The organism is Amycolatopsis sp. CA-128772 (assembly GCF_002904295.1).
Taxonomy (GTDB): domain Bacteria; phylum Actinomycetota; class Actinomycetes; order Mycobacteriales; family Pseudonocardiaceae; genus Amycolatopsis.
Genome location: NZ_PPHG01000105.1, coordinates 1 through 20,082, shown reverse-complemented (window position 1 = coordinate 20,082; position 20,082 = coordinate 1). Strand labels below are relative to the sequence as shown.

23 protein-coding genes are annotated in these 20,082 nt (G+C 70.5%); 20 read left to right on the top strand and 3 right to left on the bottom strand.

The features are described 5' to 3' along the window. Positions 1-52 precede the first annotated feature (52 nt). Both C2L59_RS46240 and C2L59_RS46235 read right to left on the bottom strand, forming a co-directional pair. Positions 53-832 carry a transposase family protein gene (locus C2L59_RS46240; protein WP_103355946.1) on the bottom strand — a complete coding sequence of 260 codons (780 nt, stop codon included), beginning with the start codon at positions 830-832 and terminating at the stop codon, positions 53-55. A 48-nt stretch (positions 833-880) separates the two neighbouring features. Further along, on the bottom strand, positions 881-1,291 hold the full coding sequence (locus tag C2L59_RS46235) for a hypothetical protein (RefSeq protein WP_146060546.1): 411 nt from the start codon (positions 1,289-1,291) through the stop codon (positions 881-883). 383 nt (positions 1,292-1,674) lie between these two features. Between C2L59_RS46235 and C2L59_RS46230 the strand changes: the two genes are divergently transcribed. From C2L59_RS46230 to C2L59_RS46145, 18 genes are all read left to right on the top strand, one after another. Further along, complete coding sequence (locus C2L59_RS46230) at positions 1,675-1,857, top strand: hypothetical protein (RefSeq protein WP_103355944.1); 183 nt, start codon at positions 1,675-1,677, stop codon at positions 1,855-1,857. 156 nt (positions 1,858-2,013) lie between these two features. Beyond that, a complete protein-coding gene (locus tag C2L59_RS46220; RefSeq protein ID WP_103355943.1) occupies positions 2,014-2,457 on the top strand; it encodes a hypothetical protein in 444 nt (147 codons plus the stop codon). 150 nt (positions 2,458-2,607) lie between these two features. Then, positions 2,608-3,366 (top strand): hypothetical protein, encoded by a 759-nt coding sequence (locus C2L59_RS46215; protein WP_233224094.1) that lies wholly within the window; start codon positions 2,608-2,610, stop codon positions 3,364-3,366. Positions 3,367-3,549: 183 nt separating this feature from the next. Further along, positions 3,550-4,164 (top strand): hypothetical protein, encoded by a 615-nt coding sequence (locus C2L59_RS46210; RefSeq protein WP_103355941.1) that lies wholly within the window; start codon positions 3,550-3,552, stop codon positions 4,162-4,164. 89 nt (positions 4,165-4,253) lie between these two features. After that, entirely contained in the window at positions 4,254-5,771 is a 1,518-nt protein-coding gene (locus C2L59_RS46205) for an ATP-binding protein (protein ID WP_103355940.1), read from the top strand. 362 nt (positions 5,772-6,133) lie between these two features. Next, positions 6,134-8,143 carry a hypothetical protein gene (locus tag C2L59_RS46200; RefSeq protein WP_103355939.1) on the top strand — a complete coding sequence of 670 codons (2,010 nt, stop codon included), beginning with the start codon at positions 6,134-6,136 and terminating at the stop codon, positions 8,141-8,143. A 146-nt stretch (positions 8,144-8,289) separates the two neighbouring features. After that, entirely contained in the window at positions 8,290-9,246 is a 957-nt protein-coding gene (locus tag C2L59_RS46195) for a PP2C family serine/threonine-protein phosphatase (RefSeq protein ID WP_103355938.1), read from the top strand. Beyond that, on the top strand, positions 9,243-10,229 hold the full coding sequence (locus C2L59_RS46190) for a bifunctional DNA primase/polymerase (RefSeq protein WP_103355937.1): 987 nt from the start codon (positions 9,243-9,245) through the stop codon (positions 10,227-10,229). Before C2L59_RS46195 ends, C2L59_RS46190 begins: the two co-directional genes overlap by 4 nt. A 14-nt stretch (positions 10,230-10,243) precedes the next feature. Beyond that, positions 10,244-10,963 carry a hypothetical protein gene (locus C2L59_RS46185; RefSeq protein WP_103355936.1) on the top strand — a complete coding sequence of 240 codons (720 nt, stop codon included), beginning with the start codon at positions 10,244-10,246 and terminating at the stop codon, positions 10,961-10,963. Positions 10,964-11,154: 191 nt separating this feature from the next. Then, positions 11,155-11,760, top strand: coding sequence for a hypothetical protein (locus tag C2L59_RS46180; protein WP_103355935.1), 606 nt, complete (start codon positions 11,155-11,157; stop codon positions 11,758-11,760). Between the two features lie 12 nt (positions 11,761-11,772). Next, positions 11,773-12,126: a hypothetical protein gene (locus tag C2L59_RS47330; protein ID WP_146060545.1), complete on the top strand. Its 354-nt coding sequence runs from the start codon at positions 11,773-11,775 to the stop codon at positions 12,124-12,126. A gap of 53 nt (positions 12,127-12,179) precedes the next feature. Next, positions 12,180-12,782, top strand: coding sequence for a hypothetical protein (locus C2L59_RS46175; protein ID WP_103355934.1), 603 nt, complete (start codon positions 12,180-12,182; stop codon positions 12,780-12,782). Further along, on the top strand, positions 12,775-13,020 hold the full coding sequence (locus C2L59_RS46170) for a hypothetical protein (protein ID WP_103355933.1): 246 nt from the start codon (positions 12,775-12,777) through the stop codon (positions 13,018-13,020). The genes C2L59_RS46175 and C2L59_RS46170 overlap by 8 nt, the downstream gene beginning before the upstream one ends. Positions 13,021-13,185: 165 nt before the next feature. Then, positions 13,186-13,602, top strand: a complete 417-nt coding sequence (locus tag C2L59_RS46165; RefSeq protein ID WP_103355932.1) for a hypothetical protein — start codon at positions 13,186-13,188, stop codon at positions 13,600-13,602. Continuing rightward, the gene (locus C2L59_RS46160) at positions 13,595-14,032 is read left to right on the top strand and encodes a hypothetical protein (protein ID WP_103355931.1); all 438 of its coding nucleotides are present in this window, start codon (positions 13,595-13,597) and stop codon (positions 14,030-14,032) included. Before C2L59_RS46165 ends, C2L59_RS46160 begins: the two co-directional genes overlap by 8 nt. A 54-nt stretch (positions 14,033-14,086) precedes the next feature. Next, a complete protein-coding gene (locus tag C2L59_RS46155) occupies positions 14,087-15,127 on the top strand; it encodes a DUF4192 domain-containing protein (RefSeq protein WP_103355930.1) in 1,041 nt (346 codons plus the stop codon). Between the two features lie 404 nt (positions 15,128-15,531). Continuing rightward, positions 15,532-16,038 (top strand): single-stranded DNA-binding protein, encoded by a 507-nt coding sequence (locus C2L59_RS46150; protein WP_103355929.1) that lies wholly within the window; start codon positions 15,532-15,534, stop codon positions 16,036-16,038. Positions 16,039-16,292: 254 nt separating this feature from the next. Beyond that, entirely contained in the window at positions 16,293-16,751 is a 459-nt protein-coding gene (locus C2L59_RS46145) for a hypothetical protein (RefSeq protein ID WP_103355928.1), read from the top strand. A 79-nt stretch (positions 16,752-16,830) separates the two neighbouring features. On the opposite strand, the gene C2L59_RS46140 is transcribed toward C2L59_RS46145, so the two are convergent. Further along, on the bottom strand, positions 16,831-17,445 hold the full coding sequence (locus C2L59_RS46140; RefSeq protein ID WP_103355927.1) for a hypothetical protein: 615 nt from the start codon (positions 17,443-17,445) through the stop codon (positions 16,831-16,833). A gap of 806 nt (positions 17,446-18,251) precedes the next feature. Between C2L59_RS46140 and C2L59_RS46135 the strand changes: the two genes are divergently transcribed. After that, positions 18,252-19,592, top strand: coding sequence for a hypothetical protein (locus C2L59_RS46135; RefSeq protein WP_146060544.1), 1,341 nt, complete (start codon positions 18,252-18,254; stop codon positions 19,590-19,592). Between the two features lie 69 nt (positions 19,593-19,661). Then, positions 19,662-19,883: a hypothetical protein gene (locus C2L59_RS46130; RefSeq protein WP_103355925.1), complete on the top strand. Its 222-nt coding sequence runs from the start codon at positions 19,662-19,664 to the stop codon at positions 19,881-19,883. The last annotated feature ends 199 nt before the right edge of the window (positions 19,884-20,082 follow it).

The window sequence follows — 20,082 nt, the reverse complement described above, 5'->3', positions numbered from 1 at the left end:
CTAAGGGATGTCCCGTAACTCGTGTTGTGGTTTGGTGGGGCTGGTGTTGCGGTCAGTCGGTGAGGAGGATGTTGTGCAGGTTCGCGATGCCGGAGACCGTGTCGGCGAGCGTGCTCGCCGCGCGACGGTAGTCGCGGAGGATCTTGAAGTTCTTCATCCGGGCCAGCACATGCTCGACGCGAGCCCGGACCTTGCGGTGGGTCGCGTTGAGGTCTTCCTTCCAGTCCGGCAATTCACTGCCGTCACGGGGTTTGCGATACGGCATGACCACCTCGGGATTACCTTGATAACCACCATCGGCCATGACCGGCCGACCGGCGAGTGCCTCCGCGATACCCGAGTCGCGGTACACGGTGCAGTCGTTGCGGCTGCCCGGTCGCGGGTCGCCGGTGGCGATCACCAGCCGGGTCTCGGCGTCGATCGCGACCTGCACATTTGCCGAATAGCGGTAGTTCTTCGACGGGGTCGCCAGCCGGTGATCCCGCGTGGGGACCAAGGTGCCGTCCACGATCGCGACCGCATCCACCCGGCGTTTACGGACCGGCGCCAGCGCCAGCAGCGGACCGATCGTGTCGATCACCCGGTGCGCGGCGGAATGCGACACCCCGAACAACGGCCCAATCTGGCGCATCGTCAGGTTCGTCCGCCAATAGGTCGCCACCAGCAGCACCCGGTCGGCCAGCGGCAACGCCCACTGCCGGCCCGGGCGGCCGTCCGCGATCTCGTCTCCGCCCCGCTTGACGACCAGCCGCACCAGCTTGCGGAACTGACCGGGTTCCAGCCCGGTGAACGGGGCAATCCACTCCGGCCGCGACGCTGTGATCACCTGCACCACGACATGATCAATTACCACAACGACTCACCCGCCCCGATGCCGGGGTTACGAGACATCCCTTAGCCCGAGGCAGACGCTAGCCGCGGTCAACAATCCAGCTCCCTGCACAGCTGGCAGAAAGAAGATCCACGCTATTGCCGGGGCGTTCGCGTGGATCGGCACCGTCCGCGCGCCACCAAGATTGAACAGCACGCCAGCCACCGCAGCCGCGCCAATGAGGAGCGGCAGATGACTCGGCTCACTGAACCAGCTGGCCACCGGCGCAAGCGTCGCAGCGGCCCGGTCAAAACCCAAGTAGATGCCGACGCGTTCGGCGATAGTGACCGGCGCAGTGACTTGCGCGCATAGCGCAAAGCCCATCCACAGTGTCGAGCAAAGACCGACCAGTACGTAAACCGTCTTCTGCAACAAGTTCTCGCTCATGGCCTTTGTCACGAGCGTTTCCGCAATAGCCATCCGTCCCCCTCTGGACGATCAACATGGTCATCACAGCTTAACCAAAACCGCTGATGGAGGGGGTTGAGCGAGTGTCCCTCCCCCCATCACAGGCGTCAGACATCGCACGCCGCAGCGAAGCCGTCTGGCCCGAGCAAGCCCGCAACAGCCGGATTCACCGCTACGTTTAGGGTGACCACGATCTGCCGTTCGCGCCCCGCTCCGCGTGGCGGGCGTACCGCTGACTACTCGACCGGTCGCGGACGAACTGGTGCCGCCTGCTCATGCAGCTCCGGGGCGCAGAACCTGTTCGTGGACGGCTACCGCGCGCTCGGCGACGACCAGGCGGACGAGCCCTTAGGCTGGTCGCACTGGAACCAGAACGCCTGACGCGCCGCCAGGCAGTGCACCGGGCGACGCTGAAATACGGCTGGTCCTACACCACCGTCCTGCCCGGCGACACGACCCCGGTCATCCGGGACGTATCCCCGCGCAACATGACCGCCGTCTACGCCGACGACGCCGATCCGTGGCCGGTCTACGCCCTCCAGCGGAAAACGTCCTGGACCCCGCACGGGCCGCGCTAGGTCTACCGGCTCTTCGACGACCAGGCCGTCTACACCCTCGCCGAGAACGACCCCGGCGACGGCCCGGCCTACCTCGACCACGCCGAACACGGCCTGGGCGTCTGCCCCGTCGTCCGGTTCCTCGACGAAGACGACCTCGACGCCGACAGCCCCGGCGTGGTCGCGCCAGTCCTCGACATTCAGGACCGGCTCAACTACCAGACCTTCCTGCTCATGACGACCGGCGAGCACGGCGCGCACCGCCAGCGCTGGGCCGCCGGGCTGGAGCTCGACCACGACGAAGAGCCACCGATCGGCCCAGACCGGCTGCTGCACTCCGACAGCCCGGAAACGCGGTTCGGCACGTTCGACTCCACCGACCTGTCCGGCTACGTCGCCATCCTGGAACAGAACCTGCGGCACCTCGCCGCGATCACCAAGATCCCGGCGTGGGCGCTGGCTGGACACGGGCACGTCCTGGCCGCGCTCGACCGGCACCGCGCCGAGTCCGCCGAGCTGGCGCACCGCCGCCGGCCACGCCGCGCGACTGCCTGGCCGAGATGCCGCCGGCGTGGACATCATCGGCGTGGGCATCCCGTCGTCGCGAACCCGCCGAACTGACCTGATAACCGGCTGGTGAATCTGGATAGGACAGTCCACGCCGTCTGCTGCCGGAGTCTCATGGCCGTCGCATAGCGCGTGTACAGTGGAAGGAACCGGATCTTGGTGTGGCCTCCCCATGCATCGAGTGGCATGAGGACGGTGGACACAATGACGCTGCTGCGACAGAACCGCGAACTGAAACGGCTCGGGATCTGGAACTGGTCCCTACCCGCCTTCGCGGGCAAGCTTCCCGATGGCCGAAACTACAATGCCTGCCCCTCGGCCGGAATCTGTGCGCAAGCCTGCTACGCCCGCAACGGCACCTACCTCTTCCCCCAGGTGAAAGCACGCCACCAGGAGAACTTGCGCTGGACCATGGACGACCTACCCGGCTGGCAGCACACCATGCTGGATGAATTGTCGCACAAGCGGTTCATCGACGCATGGGTGCGAATCCACGACAGCGGCGACTTCTACTCCCGCGCCTACCTCACGGCTTGGCTGGAGATAATGCGCGCCCGCCAACGCACCCGCTTCTATGCCTACACCAAGGAAGTCGCGGCGTTCCGAGATTTGGTCGAGCCGAACCCGCCACGGAACTTCTGGTGGGTCTACTCCTACGGCGGAACCCAAGACTCCACATTGGACCCGACCGTGGATCGAGTCGCCGACGTCTTTCCCGACGAACAATCCATCACCGCCGCCGGCTGGCACTCCCAAGAAGAGTCCGACCTGCTGGCCGTGCTCGGGCCGACGCCGGTCGGGATCCCGGCAAACAACATCGCGCACTTCAAGGCCCGCCAAGCCGGGCGCCGGTGGAGCCGCTGGCAGGCCGGTGTCGAGGCCGCACGCGCCGCTCGCCGCACCGGCACCCAGCCAACCACAGCAGCCGGCGATCGGTCGGGCGCGTCCGGCGACCCACGGTAGCGCCGACCGGGGCCACGGCGGCCGCTCGCTGCTCGGCAGTGCGGCCCAGGTGCAAACCCGCCGTGACGCCGGTCCGCGGTGTCACCGACTCCACGACGTGCCCATCCGGGACGCCAGGTCCGCCGCGACCACGGCACCGGCAACCGGATCGGCACACCCTGCGATCGGAAGGAACCCCAGGAGATGTCGGATGACTTGATGTCGTATCTGCGTGCGGTCGCGGAGGTTCTCGGCGAGCCGTGGCGCGCCGTCACGTCCCGCCGTGTCGGTGAGGACGCCGCGCTCATCGGCCCCGACGGCGGGTGGATCAGCGTGACCGTCCCCTACCGCGCCGAACGGACCCGCCTGGTGCCGGAAGCCTGGCTGGACTCCGAGCTCAGTCCCCATCAGCCCACCGGAATGGTCCGGCCGTCGGTGACCGTGGCGCGGGCCCGGCCCGCCGCCGCGGTCGGCAAGGACCTGGCCCGGCGGCTGATCCCGGACGTGGTCGAGCTGATCGCGGCGGCCCGGGACCTGGCGCACCGGCGCGCGAGCGACGCCGCCGTCCTCTCCAGCGTTCTCGCCGCGGTCGGGGCGGGATTCGGCACCACCCCGGCGGCCGGAGCGAACACCGTGTCGGTCGGTGCCTACGGTCAGCCGCTGTTTGCGACGGCGCAGGTGCTGCAGCCGTTCTGGCGTGACCGTCAGCGGCGGGTGCGGTTCAGCATCGACGCCACCGTCGAGAACGCGCTCGCCTTGGCCGCGCTCGTCGGTGAACGCGCCGCCGCCGGCCACACCGCGCCCGGCAGCTGCCGCTGACCTTCGGCGCTGCAGCCGCCGCACACACCCCGACTCCGGCGCCCTACCTGGCGCCGGAGTCCTTTTCTTCTCTCTGGAAGGACGATGCCATGGACGCTCTTACCCGTGTGGTCACCCTCGACGACTCCCAGGCCCGGATCGTCGACATCCGCGCCGATCTCGGCGTCGGTGACGCCACGCTGTGCGTGCACGGCCTCTGCCCGGCGGTCTCGCGCGAGACCCGCGACCGGGTGCGCGCGGCCATCCGCAACAGCGGCCTGGCGTGGCCCGAGGGTGTTGTGCACCTGACCGCCTCCGCCGCGCACCCGCGTTCCGACGTCGATCTCGCCGCCGCGGCCGCGGCGCTGGTGGTCACCGAAGCCGTGCCAGCGCGGCGGCTGACCGCGACGGCACTGATCGGCGAACTCGGTCTCGACGGCACCGCCCGGCCGGTCCCCGACGTGCGGACTCGGGCTATCGCGGCCGCCGCGGCCGGGTTCACCCACTTGGTCGTGCCCGCCGCCAACGCTGCCGAAGCCCGCGCCGTCCCCGGCCTCACCATCGTTCCCCTCGCCTGGGTGAATGACCTGGTCAGCTGGCTGCGAAGCGGACCCAACCAGACCCAGCGGCCCGAGTCGCGCGACGGAGCATCGCCTACCGCACCGTGGACGCCTGAAGCCTGGGCCCGGCTGTCGCCCACGGCGGTCCGGGCCGCCGCAGTCGCCGCCGCCGGCGGTCACCACACCCTGCACGTCGCGGCCCCCGGCACCCCGGTCCTCCTGCTGCCACGGTTGATCCGGGCGCTGATGGCCGACCTCACCGACACCGAGGCACTCAAGGTCAGCATGTGGCACGTCCTGGCCGAGCACCCCTGGCCCGGCAACGAAGCGCCCACCCGGCCACCTGCCGCTGCCCTGCACCCAGACGACACCATCGCCGCAGTAGCCGGGTCCCTGAGCCGGCCGGGACTGCTGACGCTGGCCCATCGCGGTGTCCTGACCGTCGAGGATCTGCCCGAGTTCTCCGCCCGCATCGTCGAGGTGCTGCGTCCGGCGCTGGAGAACGGCACGATCGGCATCACCGCCGCGGCAGGTGCCGAAACGCGCCCGGCCGGGGCCCGCATGGTGTTCACCGCCCGCGACTGCGCCTCCGGCTGCGTCCGGATCGAAGAGTGCCGCTGCACCGCGGCGCAGCGTGCGCGCTACCTTGCCCGGATCCCGCTGTGGTTGCTCGACCGCGTCGACCTGTTCCTGCGGGAGGTCACCGTCGCCGAGCCCGATCCGTCGCTGCCGTCCCTGGAGTCGCTGCGGGAGCGCGTCGCCCAAGCCCGGGACCGCGCGCGCTACCGGTGGGGTGCCGCACCGGAACCCACCGCCGAGATCGACTACACGAAAGCCGTCGCCGGCCTTCCCACCAACGCCGTGGGCGAGCTGAACGACGCGATCCGGCAGGGCCGGATTACTCCCCGGACCGCTGCGCGGTGCCTGCGGCTGGCCTGGACACGTGCCGACCTGGACAGCCGTGCGCAACCCGGACATCGCCGATATCTGGCTGACGCTCTCCCACCGCAGCGGAATGCTGGGCCTGCTGCGAAATCCGGCTCCCAGGTGAGCTGCAACGGGAGGTGAGTTGTGGGGCAAGAGCCCGTTGGCGGCAAGCCGGTGCAATGGGGCTAGGCAGAAGATGAGGAAAGTGTTGCTGCAGTGGAGAAAGCGGGTGCGAGTGTTCCGGTCGGGCCGACGCACTCTAGCGGAGCCTGGCGTCGGCGGAAGCCCGCCCGGTGACGATCTCTGCTTTCGGTCGTGCGGTCGGGGCGGGCTTGCCGCCGACGCGGGCGGCCCCGCTTGGGCGAGTGCGTCCCGACCGGGACGCCCGCACTCCGCCTCTTCTCCACCACGACGCGGTGATGGAGAAGACGGTGGTGCGGGGTTCGTGGCCGGTCACCGGATTCGTTCCGGTGACCGGCCGGCCCGTGTGAAGGAGCGCCTTCGTGACCAGCACGATGGATCTGCTGACCCAGCGCGACACCGACAACCCGACGGCCACACCGGACACCGACCTCCCCACCAACGACCCGGGCGGTACCGCCACCATCGACACTGCTCCCGACGGCGACACGGCCTCGACCGGCGTCGAGGACACCCCGCTCGACGAACTGTCCGACACCGAAAGCGCGGCGCTGCACGCGCAGTGGGACGCCGAGATCGACACCATCGTCCGGGCCGACCCGGACAAGGTGCTGCTCGCCGAGAACGTCCGCACCGACAACGCCGAAGCCGACGAGGACACCACGGCGAACTTCAAGATCCACGGCGTCAAGACCGCGGTCAACGGCTACCGCGACTACGACACCGGCGCCATCGTGGTCACCGAAGGGCAGCGCCGCGTCCTCAACGCCCGCGAAGCCGGCTGCACGGTGCCGGTGTGGATGAAGACCCCGCCGCCGGCCGACGAGCGCAAGGCCACCATCGAGCGGATCGTCAACCAGTTCATCGAGAACGACCCCGCCTTCCGCAGGTCCCTGACGCTGGCGGACACCGCGCGGGCTCTGGAGCAGCTCGCCGCGTTCAACCTCAAGCCCGCCGGGATCGCCCGGAAGCTGGCGCTGGGCAGGAAGGGCAAGTCCTACGTCGAGAACGTCCTGCAGGCCGGGCAGAGCGAGCTGGCGCTCAAGGCCAGCGAACGCTACGACCTGGATCTGCTGCAGGCCGCGGTCATCGCCGAATTCGACGAAGCCGGCGACACCGACACGGCCAAGGAACTCATCCTCACCGCGCGGACGGCGCCGAACAACTTCGCCCAGCTCGCCGAGCGCAAGCGCGCCGAACGCGCGGACAAGCAGCGGCTCGCGGCCCTGACCGAGGACCTCACCGAGGAACTGACCGCCGCGGGCGTCGCGATCTTCGACGAGAGCCTGCCCGGGCACGACGGGGACGCGCGCTCGCTGGACCGGCTGCGCCCCACCCCCGAGGATGAGCCCCACACGGAGCTGACCGTCGAGGACCACGCGTCCTGCCCGGGACACGGCGCCTGGATCGAAACCGACCACCACGACGAGCAGGGCAATCAGATCCCGGTGGCCGTCTACGGCTGCGCCGACTTCCTCGCCCACGGTCACGCCCTCAGCTACGCCCTGGCCGGCCGCGCGGACTTCACCCCCGTGCCCACCAGCCCCGGCACATCCGACGACGACGAATCGTCCGACGACGAGGACGCGGCCGAGCAGGCCGATGAGGTCACGGCCGCGCGCGCCGCCCACGCCGCCGCCGAACTCGAGCGCCAGAAGGCGCGAATCATCCGCAAGTGGGTGATCAAGAACAACAAGGACTGGGACGCCTCCGCAGCACCGCGGCGGGAATGGCTGGCCGGGCTGGTGCAGCGCAAGACCGCGCCACAGGGCGCGCAGCTGTTCCTCGCGTTGCAGAAGGCGCACGGCGGCTACGAGCTGCGGCGCGCGTTCGAGCGCAACCACCCGCTGGCCATGACGCTATTCGGCCTGCGGGAAGGCGCCACGCTGGCCGACCTGACCGCCAAGGTCGCCAAGGCCCCCACCGCGGGGAAAGCCACCCTCTACGACCTGTTCCTCACCCTCTGCGCGATCGAGGCGGACCTCTCCCGCAACACCTGGCGCACCCCGTGGGGCTCGGCCAAGGCGTACATGGCCGCGATCATCGGCTGGGGCTACCCGGCCTCCGACGTCGAGCGGAAGGTGATCGACCCGGAAACCGAGCAGGAGGTCATCGCCGCGCAGCTCGGCGACCTCGCCACCGACCCCACCAGCGACCGCGGCACGAGCGCCGAGGGTGACGAGGCCGACGGTGCCGAGGTCCCGAACGACGCCGAGATCGAGGACCCCACCGCCGAGGTCGACGACGTCGACGACCCGGACGCGAACGACCAGAACGGCACGGCGACCGACTCCGCCGATGGCGGCACCGGTTCGGAGCCGGTCGAGCAGGACACCGAGGCCGAGGCGGAGCTGATCGGCGCCGCGATCTAGCCGCTCGGATCGTCGCCGCACCCGGTTCCTCGCCAGGGGCGGGCCCGCGCACTACAGCCGGGCCCGCCCCGGCTTCCTGCCCCGTCCCGTCGTCCTTGCCTCCCGCCGGGCTCGCCGCCAGCCCGCGGGCGAACGGAGTTCCTCCGATGCATCCGCACCTTCCTCCGGTCTTCGACACCATCCACCGCACCAGCACCTACGCCGCCGGGCACCACCCCGTCTGGCCGTATGCCCAGCTGCCGCCCGGCCCGTGCTGGACACACGCCACCTGCCGGTGCGGCTGGGCCGAGATCGCCGAATCCCACCGCGACGCCCGCGCCCTGGCCCGCCACCACCGCCGCTACGCCGCCGACCACCCCACCTACCTGCCCGGAACGGCACTGCGCATCGGTGGCCGCACACACCAGGCCGACGCCGCCGGCACCCACGTCTCCCTCGTCGGCACCCGCCACGGCTGGGCCGTCGCCGACGGCATCGGCGATTCCCAGCTCGCTGCGCACGCCGCGGGCAGCGCGGCCGCCACCGCCGCCTACGTCGCCGCCGACCGCGGCGCGGTCGCCGGGCTGCTCGCCGCCGCCGGCACCCTCGCCGCCGTCCACGACGGCGACACCGTCATGGTCGTCGCCGCCCCACGCCCGCGCGAGCACGGTGGCGGGTGGGACATCGCGTGGGCCGGGGACTGCCGCGCCTACGAATACGACCCCGACGCGGGCGTCCTCACCCAGCTCACCGGCGACCACACCGAAGGACAACACCTACGCGACAGCCTCGCCGAGCACTACCGAGACCGGCCGCAGGACCTCGAGCAGCTGGCCGCCCGGCGGGACAACGTCGTCACCAGCTCCGTAGCCACCGCCGACGAGAGCACCATCGGCCACATCACCACGACCGGGCCCCGTCGCCGATTGCTCCTCACCACCGACGGCGTCCACAAACCCGTCCCCCACGCCTCCCTCATCCGCGCGTGCCGCACCTTCAGCGACCCAGCTGCGTGTGCGAACCGGCTGACCCTCGCCGCCCGGTACCACGGCGGCACCGACAACGCCGCCGCCATGGTCATCGACCCCGTCCCGGCCCCCGTCTCGGCCGAGCTGGTGCCATGACCACCACGACTGCGCCGACGCCGGCGCTCGTCCCCGCCACCACCGGACTGCTGGCAGCCGCGTTGGACGCCGCCGGGCGCGGATGGCCGGTGTTCCCGCTCGCCCCTCGCAGCAAGCGGCCCGCCATTCCCGACTGGCAGCAGCGAGCCACCTGCGATCCCGACCGCATCCGCCGCTGGTGGCTCCGCCACCCGCTGCACAACATCGGCATCGCCTGCGGCCCGGCAGGTCTGCTCGTGCTCGACCTCGACGCCGCCCACGGACTCATCCCCATCCACTGGGCCCGCCGCGGCATCACCCACGGCCGCGACGTCCTCACCCTGCTCGCCCAGCAGGCCGGCGAACCCGACCCGGTGGACACCTTCACCGTCGCGACCCCCCGCGGCGGCGAACACCGGTACTTCGCCCGGCCGTCCGGATCGCGGCTGCGCAGCACCGTCGGCGCCCGCGGCCGCGGGCTCGGCTGGCACCTCGACACCCGCGGACCCGGCGCGCTCGTCGCCGCCCCGGGCTCCCTCGCCGTCGTCCACGGCGTGCCGGTGCCCTACGCCATCACCTGGGACATTCCGGTCGCGGTCCTGCCCGGCTGGCTCGTCTGCGCCCTCACCCCACCACCTGCACCCCCGCCAACCGCCCATCCGCCGCCACCGCCGCTGCCGGCGACCAGCCGCCGGGTCAGCGCCTACGTCCATGCCGCCGTCACCGCAGAGTGCCGCAACGTCGCCACCGCCACCGAAGGCCACCGCCACATCACCGTCTACGCCGCCGCCGCAGCACTCGGCGAACTGCACGGCAACGGCTGGATCAGCGCCGCCGCGATCACCCACCACCTCACAGTCGCCGCTCGCAACCACCTCGGCGTCGCCGACTTCGACGCCCGCGAACTGACCACCACCATCCGCGACGGCATCGCCGCCGGCCAAGAAAACCCCCGCATCCTCACCGACCGCCCGGCACCCCGACTGCAGCTCGCCATCCGCTGAGAAGGAGACCCGCCATGCCCGAAACCGCGTCATCAGATCCCGCCGTCACCCCCGGCACACCGGAGCTGGTCTGGCTCTGGCAGCGACAACCGGACAGCACCGACCTGGAAAAGGCTCTCATCCCCGCCCACCTGATCCCCGCGGGCTGGCTGCCCATGCTCCAGCACCGCTACACCGAAGGCGACCGCATCGACTTCACCTGGGACGGGGTGCAACAGCCGGGCACGGTCGTACAAGACCAGGGCATGTGCGTAGCCATCGCCGGCGAACGCCCCGGCTCAGGTTTCACCATCCACAAAACCGACGTCCGCCCACACGACACCGAACCTGCTGCACCGGCCGATCCCGTCATCGACACGATGATCGAGCCACATCCCGACCCCGTCATCCGCCGCGAAGGCCACACCGCGACCGCGTACTGGAACCTCGGCCGGTCGACCGACCACCGCTGGCTCCCCTGGGCGCGCCTGAACATCGCCCTCCAGGCCGACATCGGGTTCACCGCCACGCTGTCCAGCGTCGAAGAACGCGACCAGGCCGGCGAGCACCGCGAACGCCAGCGGCAACTCGACCCGGTCGTCGTCCATCACCACCCGACGCGCCGTCCCAGCCACCACGCCGTCCGCACCTGCCTGCGCGACGCCATCGGCATCGTGATTTCCGAGGCCCGACAACGGCAACCGGTGGTCTGCGCCCACTTCGTGCCGATCCTGGACGTGCCGCAAGAGAAGTAGCCAGCTGCCGACCTCGCCGGGACGCCGCGCGGCGCACCCGGTCACCAGAAAAGCACGGCGCGGCCCGGACCTTGCCAGAGCGCCGAACCACCGTCCAGCGGTGGTCGGCCCGGGCCGCGCCGTGCTCGCGAGGCCCCGTTCACCACCGGCGGGCCCCGTCCGCCGGTGACCGACCGTTCACGGAGGTGCACATGACGGAGCCGACGATCCACGTTCCCGAGGGATACCGCCAAACCCACCTGCGCAGGCTGTGGGCACTCGCCAGCTGCCGCAACTGCGGCGGCAACGGCGAATTCCTGGTCAGCGACCGCGACGAACCCATCGAGCCGTCGGATGGCGACGAGCCCGAACCGTGGTACCCGCAGCCCTGCGACTGCCTCTGGGCACCGCCGCCGCACGAGCTACGCGCCTTCGACGCGGCGCAAACCCGCCTGTGGCGTCACCGCGAGCGAATGCGCGAGGTCTTCGACGCGATCGGCCCGCGCCAAGTCGGCGGCACCTACTGGGACGGGTACTGGCATCGCCGGTACCTCGTCGAGACCGTCACCATCCGGTTCCGCGACGGCGACCTGACCGAACCGGACTGGTCGATCACGATCCGCTGGGACAACGGCCAACGCTGCACCCACCGCACACCGTGGAATGCGCGCTACGACAGCACAACTCCACCAGCACGGTCACCCGGCGAGGCTCCCGCACCGCCGGAACTGCGCTACCCCGCCGGGGTTTCTTGCCGGTGGCGCCGTTCTCGGTTCGCGCTCGTCCGCGCCATCCACCACGCGTTCTGCACCCGCTGAGAGGAGATCCCGATGTCCGCACCTTCTCTGCCCGACGTTCTCGGCCGCGCCGCCGGGCCCGCTTCTTCTCGCCGGCTCGCGGACACTACAGCTGACGACGGGCTAGGGGTCCTGCGCCGCCGCGACGAACCGGTTCGCTGGCACGGACGCGACGCGACGGCCCGGGAGTACGTCCACCCGGGCCGCACCGTCATCGAAGTGCCGAACCGCCCCTGGCCGATCGGGCGCCCGGAGGACTGCGACGACCAGACCTCCACCGGACTCTGGTTCGACGCCACCGGCACCCCACAGCCCAACCCTGACAACCGCAGGGCGTCCGACGGTGTCGCGCTGCTGTGCCGCCGATGCGGCCTGGACTGCACCTGAGACCCGCGAACCGAACTCCGCCTCGTCCACTTCAGACACAGGCAGGTGACCCGATGCCCGACAACACCCAGCCGCACGCCCTCCCCGCCGACGTTCTCCGCGTCGACGAAAGACTGGTATGCGGTGACGACCAGCCTTACTTCCCTGCGCAACTGGGCGAGCCGACGTTCGCGGCCGACGGTGCAGACGGCCGCCGCCACTACACCGTGACACCGCGGTTTCGTCGTCTCGTCACCGAGTGGATCGCCATCACCGTCGAAGCCACCTCCGACCATCTGCGCTTCCGCTGGGACGGCGACGACCTGATCGTCACCGACGACGACGCACTCCATGACGACACCGATCCGACACGCGGTCCCGCCATCGAGCGCCTCCACCCCGACGCCGACGGCCGATACCTCTTCCAGACCTGGCTCTGGCACGAACACGACACCGACACCAAACGCCTCGATGACACCACGCGCACCGCGCTGGCCGTCCTGGCGACCGACGATTCGATCCACGTCGACACCGTGATCCGTTACATCATCGAAAACACCTACCCCGCACCCGATCCGCAGACGCTCCGGACCATCCGCACCCAGCACCGGACGCTCACGGGTTCGCCCACAGCGCCCGTCGACGCTACCGAATCCGAGGAGACCCACGATGAGTAGTGACTACGCCGGAATCCCCGCAGGATGCGACGTCACGCTGGCACGCCCAGGCGACGAGGCCGGCGACCAACTGCTCGCCGACGGCGACTTCGCCCTCGTCCTGACCGATGACCGCAACGACACCGTGGTCACCGTCGAGGGCGCCCCGGCCGAACTGCTCGACTTCGTGCGCCGGACCCAGCAGGCGCTGGAAGGAGAAGTCGGCCTCACCTCCCCGCCGGCCGCCGACCGACCGTAGCCGCGATCAGGCACTCCGGCCGGTGCGGACGACCGCCGCCAGCCCAGCACACCCGAGCCCTCGGGCGCGACTCCCGCGCCACGCCACGCGAGCTGACAGGCGCCCGAGGACCACGGGCGTGCTCCGGAAGGTCGGCTTCACCCGCACTCGACCTGGAGGCACGCCATGACCGCGATCACCGCCCAGAGCGCACCGTACGACTACACCAAACCCGCCTACGCCCGGGCGTGCCGGTTGATCGGAACCGAACTCGGCGGCCGCCGGCTCGCGCCGGAACCCCGAACCTGGCTCGACGGCCTCGCCCGCACCCGGCGGCACAAGACCGCGTTCATCACCGCAGTCTGGAACACCTGCTTCCCCTCCGGGGTCGCGGAGGCCCGCCGGGTCGTCGAAGCCGTCTACCCCCACCTCGATCCTGACGGGCGCTGCACCGACGCCGCGCTCACCGCCGCCTGGAACATCCTCGAACCCGACGCGCACACCTGGCCCGAGAAGGTGCAGAACGAGCGGCGCCGCTTCACCGACAAGTGCGTGACCCGCGCGCTCGCCGAGGCGAACACGGCGGTGGCCGACCATGTCTGAAGACCGGTTGTGGCTCACTGCCTACGACTGGAGCTGCTCCTACCTGCTGCCCGAGTCGGTCGCCTGCAACATCCCCCACCGCGGCAGCCTCCTCGACTACGGCGCCTGGAACCTCGCGCGCGGTGTCCTCGTCGAGCTGTGCCGCGCGCTGCCCGCGACACCGATCTCGCTGCTCTACGACGAGCCTGTGCAACGCCGCAACCGGATGCGCGTCGCGATCCGGATCACCGCGCACGCCCGACGTGCCGACGGGCAGGACGTGCGCGTCATCTACCGCAGCGAACGCACCGACGCCGAACCCTGGCCGCAGTTCTGGAGCGTCGCGGTCAACGGATTCATCCCCGCCTCCGGACGAGACGTCCAACGGCCGTCACCGCTGTGGATCGCCCACACCGCCGCAAACACGCTGCACGCCGAACTCGGCCAGTGACCCGACAGCTCAGCCACCCCCGCCGTGTCCCTCTTCCGAAAGGCCCTTCCTGCGATGACGATCACCATCGACGGCACCAGCGACGTGCTCGCCGGGCTGCCCGCCCTCTTCGGATTCGTTCCGCGCCGCTCCCTGGTCCTCCTGTCCACCCTCCACCACACCGACAGCACCTGCATGGTCGGACCGATGATCCGCGCCGACCTCTCCGACGTCGTCACCAACCCCAAGCGGGCCGTCGACGCGTTCGCGCGCCAGGTCGGCGACCAACCCGTCCACGGTGTCGTCGCCGCCATGATTCGCCCCCTCACCAACCCCGGAAACGACACCAAACTGCCACAGCGCGACACCGCCGACACGATCGCCGCCCTCCTGACCGGCCACGGCTTCACCGACATAGACGTCGTCCACGTGCCCGACATCGCCGCCGACGCCCGGTGGCGCTCCTACCGCACCCCCGAACGCACCGGAGTCCTGCCCGACCCCGCCGGCACCGTGTTCGCAGCCGCCGCCGTGGCCGAAGGACGTATCATCGCCGCCGACCGTCGCGATCTGGTAGCCCGCCTCAGCCCCGCCCCCGAGCACGTGCGCGAACGCCTGCGGGAACCGATCAGCACCACCCTCGCCGACGCCACCACCGACCAGCACCGCCCGGCCGCCGCGGCCGCGCGGCTCGACCGCGCCGACACCGCCATCCGCGCGGCCAGCCAAGGCACCCTGCCCACCGACGATGCCGACATCATCGATCTCGCCGCGACCTTCGCCATGCCCGCATTCCGCGACGCCCTGCTCGCCCTACCCGACAACACCACGCGCCACGCCGCCGAGAACCTCATTCTGCACCTGTGGCGCCACAGCGACGACCCCATCGCGGGCCGGCTCGCCACCGTCATCGGCATACACGCCTACCTGCGTGGCGACGGAGTCGGCGCGCAGATCGCGCTCGAGCACGCCGACTCCGGCCAGCCCCTGGCGGTACTGCTCACGACCATGCTCCGCCACGCAATCGCGCCGTCGAAGATCCACGGCGTCATCCTGAACGCCAGCGCCAACGCTCGCCACACGCTGCTCAGCGAACCCGCGGCCGAACAGGCATGACGCCCGCCCCTGCTCGCTGTTCGCGCCACGCGGCTCACCCGCCCCGGCGCGAGGGCATCGGCCGAAGGCCGACGATCCGCCCAGGCGCTCGGGGTCGTCGTGGGTGGTGGTGCGACGGTCAGGCGGTGTCACCGGGCGGTGGCCTCGCCCGACTCGCCGGGTCGTGGATCGCCCGAAGGTAAGCACACCCCGGCCGGGGGCAGTGCGTCCCCGAAGCCCGGCCCGATCCGCCCGGGTGAACCAGCCCCCTCACCCTGCCGAGCTGCGATCCCGGTCGAGCTGTCGGCTGGTTCACGCGCGGGCGGATGAGCCGGGCCGGGGACGTCGCCTGACGGCGACCCCCGGCCGCCGCGCGCTCAGGCTGCGCCGCGTTCCACACCCCAACGAGCACCAGGGAGACCACCATGGCCGGCGACACCACCATCACCATCATCGGCAACCTGACCGACGACCCCAGCAGCCGCTTCTTCGACAGCGGCTCCTTCGTCACCAACTTCACCGTCGCCTCCACCCCGCGCAAGCTCAACCGCGCCACCGGCGAATGGGAAGACGGCGACGCGCTGTTCCTGCGCTGCAACGCCTGGGGCCCGCTCGGCGAGAACATCGTCAACAGCCTCCGCAAGGGCCACCGCGTCATGGTCCAGGGCCGGCTGCAGCAGCGCAGCTACACCACCAAGGACGACGAGAAGCGCACCGTCCTGGAACTCAACGTCGACGAAATCGGCCCGTCGCTGCGCTACGCCACCGCCGAGGTCACCAAGAGCACCAAGACCACCCAGGCCAAGGTGAACCCCAACCTGGTCACCAGCACCGGCGCCACGCCGGCCGAGGACCCGTGGAGCGCCGACGCCGAGCGCGACCTGGTCGGCGCGACCGCCGGCGGCGGATTCAGCGACGAGCCGCCGTTCTGATGAGAGCCGGTGTCCGGCCGGACTTCCCCTCCGGCCGGGCACCACCCCAAAGGCCGGGGCCAGCCTGACGGCTGGCCCCGGCCTTTCCCATTCCACACCACCGCACCCCGAAGGTCACCATGCCCACCGCCCACAACACGACGTCCACCCGATCCGATGCGCCAACGAACAGCCGCGTCGCGCCCGAGCGGCTACTCCGCGCCCTCGCCCGGAAATCACCCTTTAGGGTAGGAGAATCGCCCTACGCTCGGAACATGAGCAATCGTTACGGCGTCACGATCCCCGGGCTCGTCCTCGCCGGAGGTACCGGCTTCTATCTCGGCATCCAGCCCTTCGGCTACATCGGACTCCTCGTCACGCCCTTCACCGACCCCGCCGGCCTGCTCGCCCTGCCCGGCGCCGTCCTGTTCGGTGCGCTCATCGGGTGCGGCGTCGCCTACCTCAGCCGCAACCGCATCAAACCGAACCTCGCCCACCGCTACCGCCACGGCGCCATCCTCGGCGCCGTCACCTTGCCTGGCTACCTGTTCATCGGGCACTTCCCCGGCGCCGAGGAAGGCGGCACTGCCAGCCAGTGGGCGTTCGGGATCGCGTTCTGCTGCGGCATCGCCGCGACGATCGTCTACTACCAGCGCCGCAAGCGCGCCACCTTGGCCCCCCGAGCCCGGCGTCTCGCCCAGCAGCAGGCCGACCAGCCGACCGCGACGCGCTGACCTACCGACACCACACGAGGGGCGCTGGCACCAGACGGTGCCGGCGCCCCTCCTCTCGTGCCCGGCGTACCCAGCCGAATCAGTCCGCCAGAACACCCACCCCTGAATCTCGTTCGGATGGCTCGACCTGCTCGTCCACGGGCGCCTCGACAGCCCGCTCATCATCCGAAGTTGCCGCGTCCACTGCTTCCGCTCGGGTGGAGTCCGCGTCGCTCTTCTGGCCGTCGACGTCCGACGCGGCTGCAGCACTACGCGACAACGCGGTCACTGCCTTCGCCGAGATCCCCAGCAACGCCGCTGTCTCCGCTGCACCCACATCCGCCGCGCGGATCTCCGCGACCGACGTCGCCATCACCGCGCGCCACTCGCCGATCTCCATCTCCGCATCCGCGCGGACCTGCTCGGCCGACCGCTCGAACTCCGCGACCTTCGCCGCGCGCTGACGGTCCAGCTCGGCCAGCTTCCGCTCCAGCTGCGCACCCAGCGCGCCGATGCGGTCCGCACGCCGGCGCTCCACCGCATCGATCGCCGTCACCGCCTCCGCGAACGGGCCCAGCGCCGCATCAACACGTCGCTCGTTCTCGCGCTCGCGCTCCAACTGCTCGACGCGGCGACGCCGCGCCGCCTCCAGCCGCTCCAGCGTCGCCGACGACCGACGCTTCCGCTTGGAACCTGTTGTGTGACGTTCAACCATGACGCACCTCCCGCACGGGGAGGGCTGCGGTTCTATCCACCAAGCTACCCGCGGCACCGGCGTCACCGCGGCACACCGGCGGGGCAGCGCTCGCACCGCCGACAAGGCGACCGACAGCGTCGACCGTGTTCACGACGACAGCCGGCGAGCGAGGAAAAGGCGCGGTACCGCCGCAGCAGCCCCGGAGGACCACGCCACCGAAGTGGCGAGCGGCAAAACTCGCGGCGGCCCGCTGACGCTCCGACTCAGGGACAAGCAAGCCCGCGGAACGCTACGACGAGCATACCCGCAGGCCACCACACCCGTGGCCGGCCACAGGGGAAACCGTTTCCGCTGGTCAGCCGCCTGCTCCAGAGCACCGGCAGGGACGCACCTGTGAGATGGATCGGTTGCGTCCGCGGGTGGTGGGTGGCCCCGAAATTGTATCAGTCGTCCCCCCAAATACAAGGGCACCCCAAAATATTTTTGACCGAAAAGCGTGGCCAAAAATATTTCGAGGCCCCACCCTTGCATTCGGGGCCCCTACTCCCTAGGTCAGGCATTAAGGGCAGGCCGGGGGCCTGCCCCGGTCGCTTCGGGGCCACCCACCACCCACTCAGCACGTGGTCACCCCTACTTCACCGACCAGCAGCACCACGGCGCCCTGCAACCGCCGTCAGCACGCGCGTGACCACCCGAAGGCGAGCCGGACAGCAAATCAAACAAGGGACACCAACTAGTCCCGCAGAATTGCCCGAAATAGTCACATGAAAACCCTATTTCAAGTGGAATAGAGGACAGTCGGGCGGTAATATTGACATTGCAAGGTGATCGGGACGGCAAACCCGAAAACCGAACTCATTCAACAAGCAAGGACAATTACTATGGTTGCGACCATTCACCGTAAGCACCTCCCCAGCATCACCCGCGCCGTGCAGGCGTTGCAGGCACAGCCGCCGCGCGTCCGGACCGCCCTCACCGAGCTACGGGCCGCCTTCACCGACAGCGGCGAGAACCCGCCCGCGATCCTCGCCGCGTGCGCCACCCTGCTCAACACCGACGCCGCGATCAACGGTGACATCCTCGCCGCCGTGCGCACCGCTCACACCGAGTGGGACAGCTACGGCGAGACCGAACGCGAGCTGATCAACCTGTGCGTCTACAGCAGCGAGACCCGCCGGGCCGTCGCCGTGACCGAGGTCAACGACGTGACGGTGATGCTGCGCGAGACCCCGCCGCGTATCGCCGACGCGCTCAACGGGTTGCGGTGGCTCAACGCCGCTACCGGCGGCAGCCAGCAGCACGCGTTCACCACGTGCGCCACGCTGCTCAAGAACCCCAGCGCCACCCACCCCGCCATCGTCGAAGCCATCCAGACCGCTCACACTCTCTGGCCCAGCCTCTCCGATGACCTGCGCACGCTCGTCCTGACGTGCGTCTACGCCAGCAAGGCCCGCGCCGCCCACGCCCGCGCCCGCACCGCCGCCCGCCAGCAGACCACCGAAACCACCTCCGGTGACATCCACCGGTGCGGCAACTGTGACGGCAATCTCGCCGGACTCCCTGAGATGCGGTACTGCTCCGATGCCTGCCGCCGAGAAGCCGAGTCCGCGCAACGCCCCGTGCCCGGGGAGCACACCGTCACCGAAGAACCGGCCACGCCTCCCGCAGCGGCCGATGGCACCGCGCCGGTGACCACGCCCGCCGCCGAGGCAAAGCCGAAGACCAAGGCCACGAGCAGGGCAAAGGCCGGGCGCGAGCCGATCGAGAAGAAGGCGGAAGGCCGCTACGTCATCGGGGAGGTGGAAGCCCAGTATGACGAGCAGTGGCGGCAGATTCAGCAGGCGATCCCGACCGCCGGTTTCGTCCGCAAGGACGAGCGCGCGGTGGACCTCTACGAGCAGGAGCGGCAGCGTCACGCCGACCTGGACGACAGCAGCGACGCCGCAACCGACCTGACCGGCTACGCCCTGTCCGACGAGGATTACGACCGGCTTGCCTTGCTCCCGGTCGCGCCGGGCGGGTTGTGCGTGGCGTGCAACCTCGAACGCACCCCCGCCGAGCAGCGCGCACAGACCGGTGACCGCCGGTGCGAGATGTGCCGGGACCGGGACATGCCGTCGCTGGTCACGTTCGCGCCGTCGCGCGAACTCGCCGCCGTCGCCTGACCACCCGCCACACGCGGGGGCACCCGAGACCGGGTGCCCCCGCCCCACCTCGAACCAGGAGCCGCCACCGTGCGTACCTTCGCCGACATTCTCGCCGACATCGACCGCGAGTTAGCCGCCGCCGACATGATCCCGACCGACGAACCCGCCGCCGTCGCCGCTTTCCTGCGCGCGCTACTCGCGCGCGACACCAGGCCGCTCACGACCGCGAAGGGCGACACGGCCGAAGTCGTGCCTGCCGCCGCCATCCGCCGCGAGCTGGACAACCTCACGCAGTACGGCCAGCCCTAACGACCGTCCGCACACGACAGCGGCCGCCGATCTTACGATCGGCGGCCGCTTTGCTGTGTCGGCACAGCCCGGGGACCGCGCAGGCGCCGGCAGACGGCGCCGGGGGCGCCTTAGTGCAGGCGCCGGCGCTCGACCCGAAAATCGGTCACCACCACCACGCCTCACCAACCCCACCCGCCTACCGCATCCCGCCCACCAC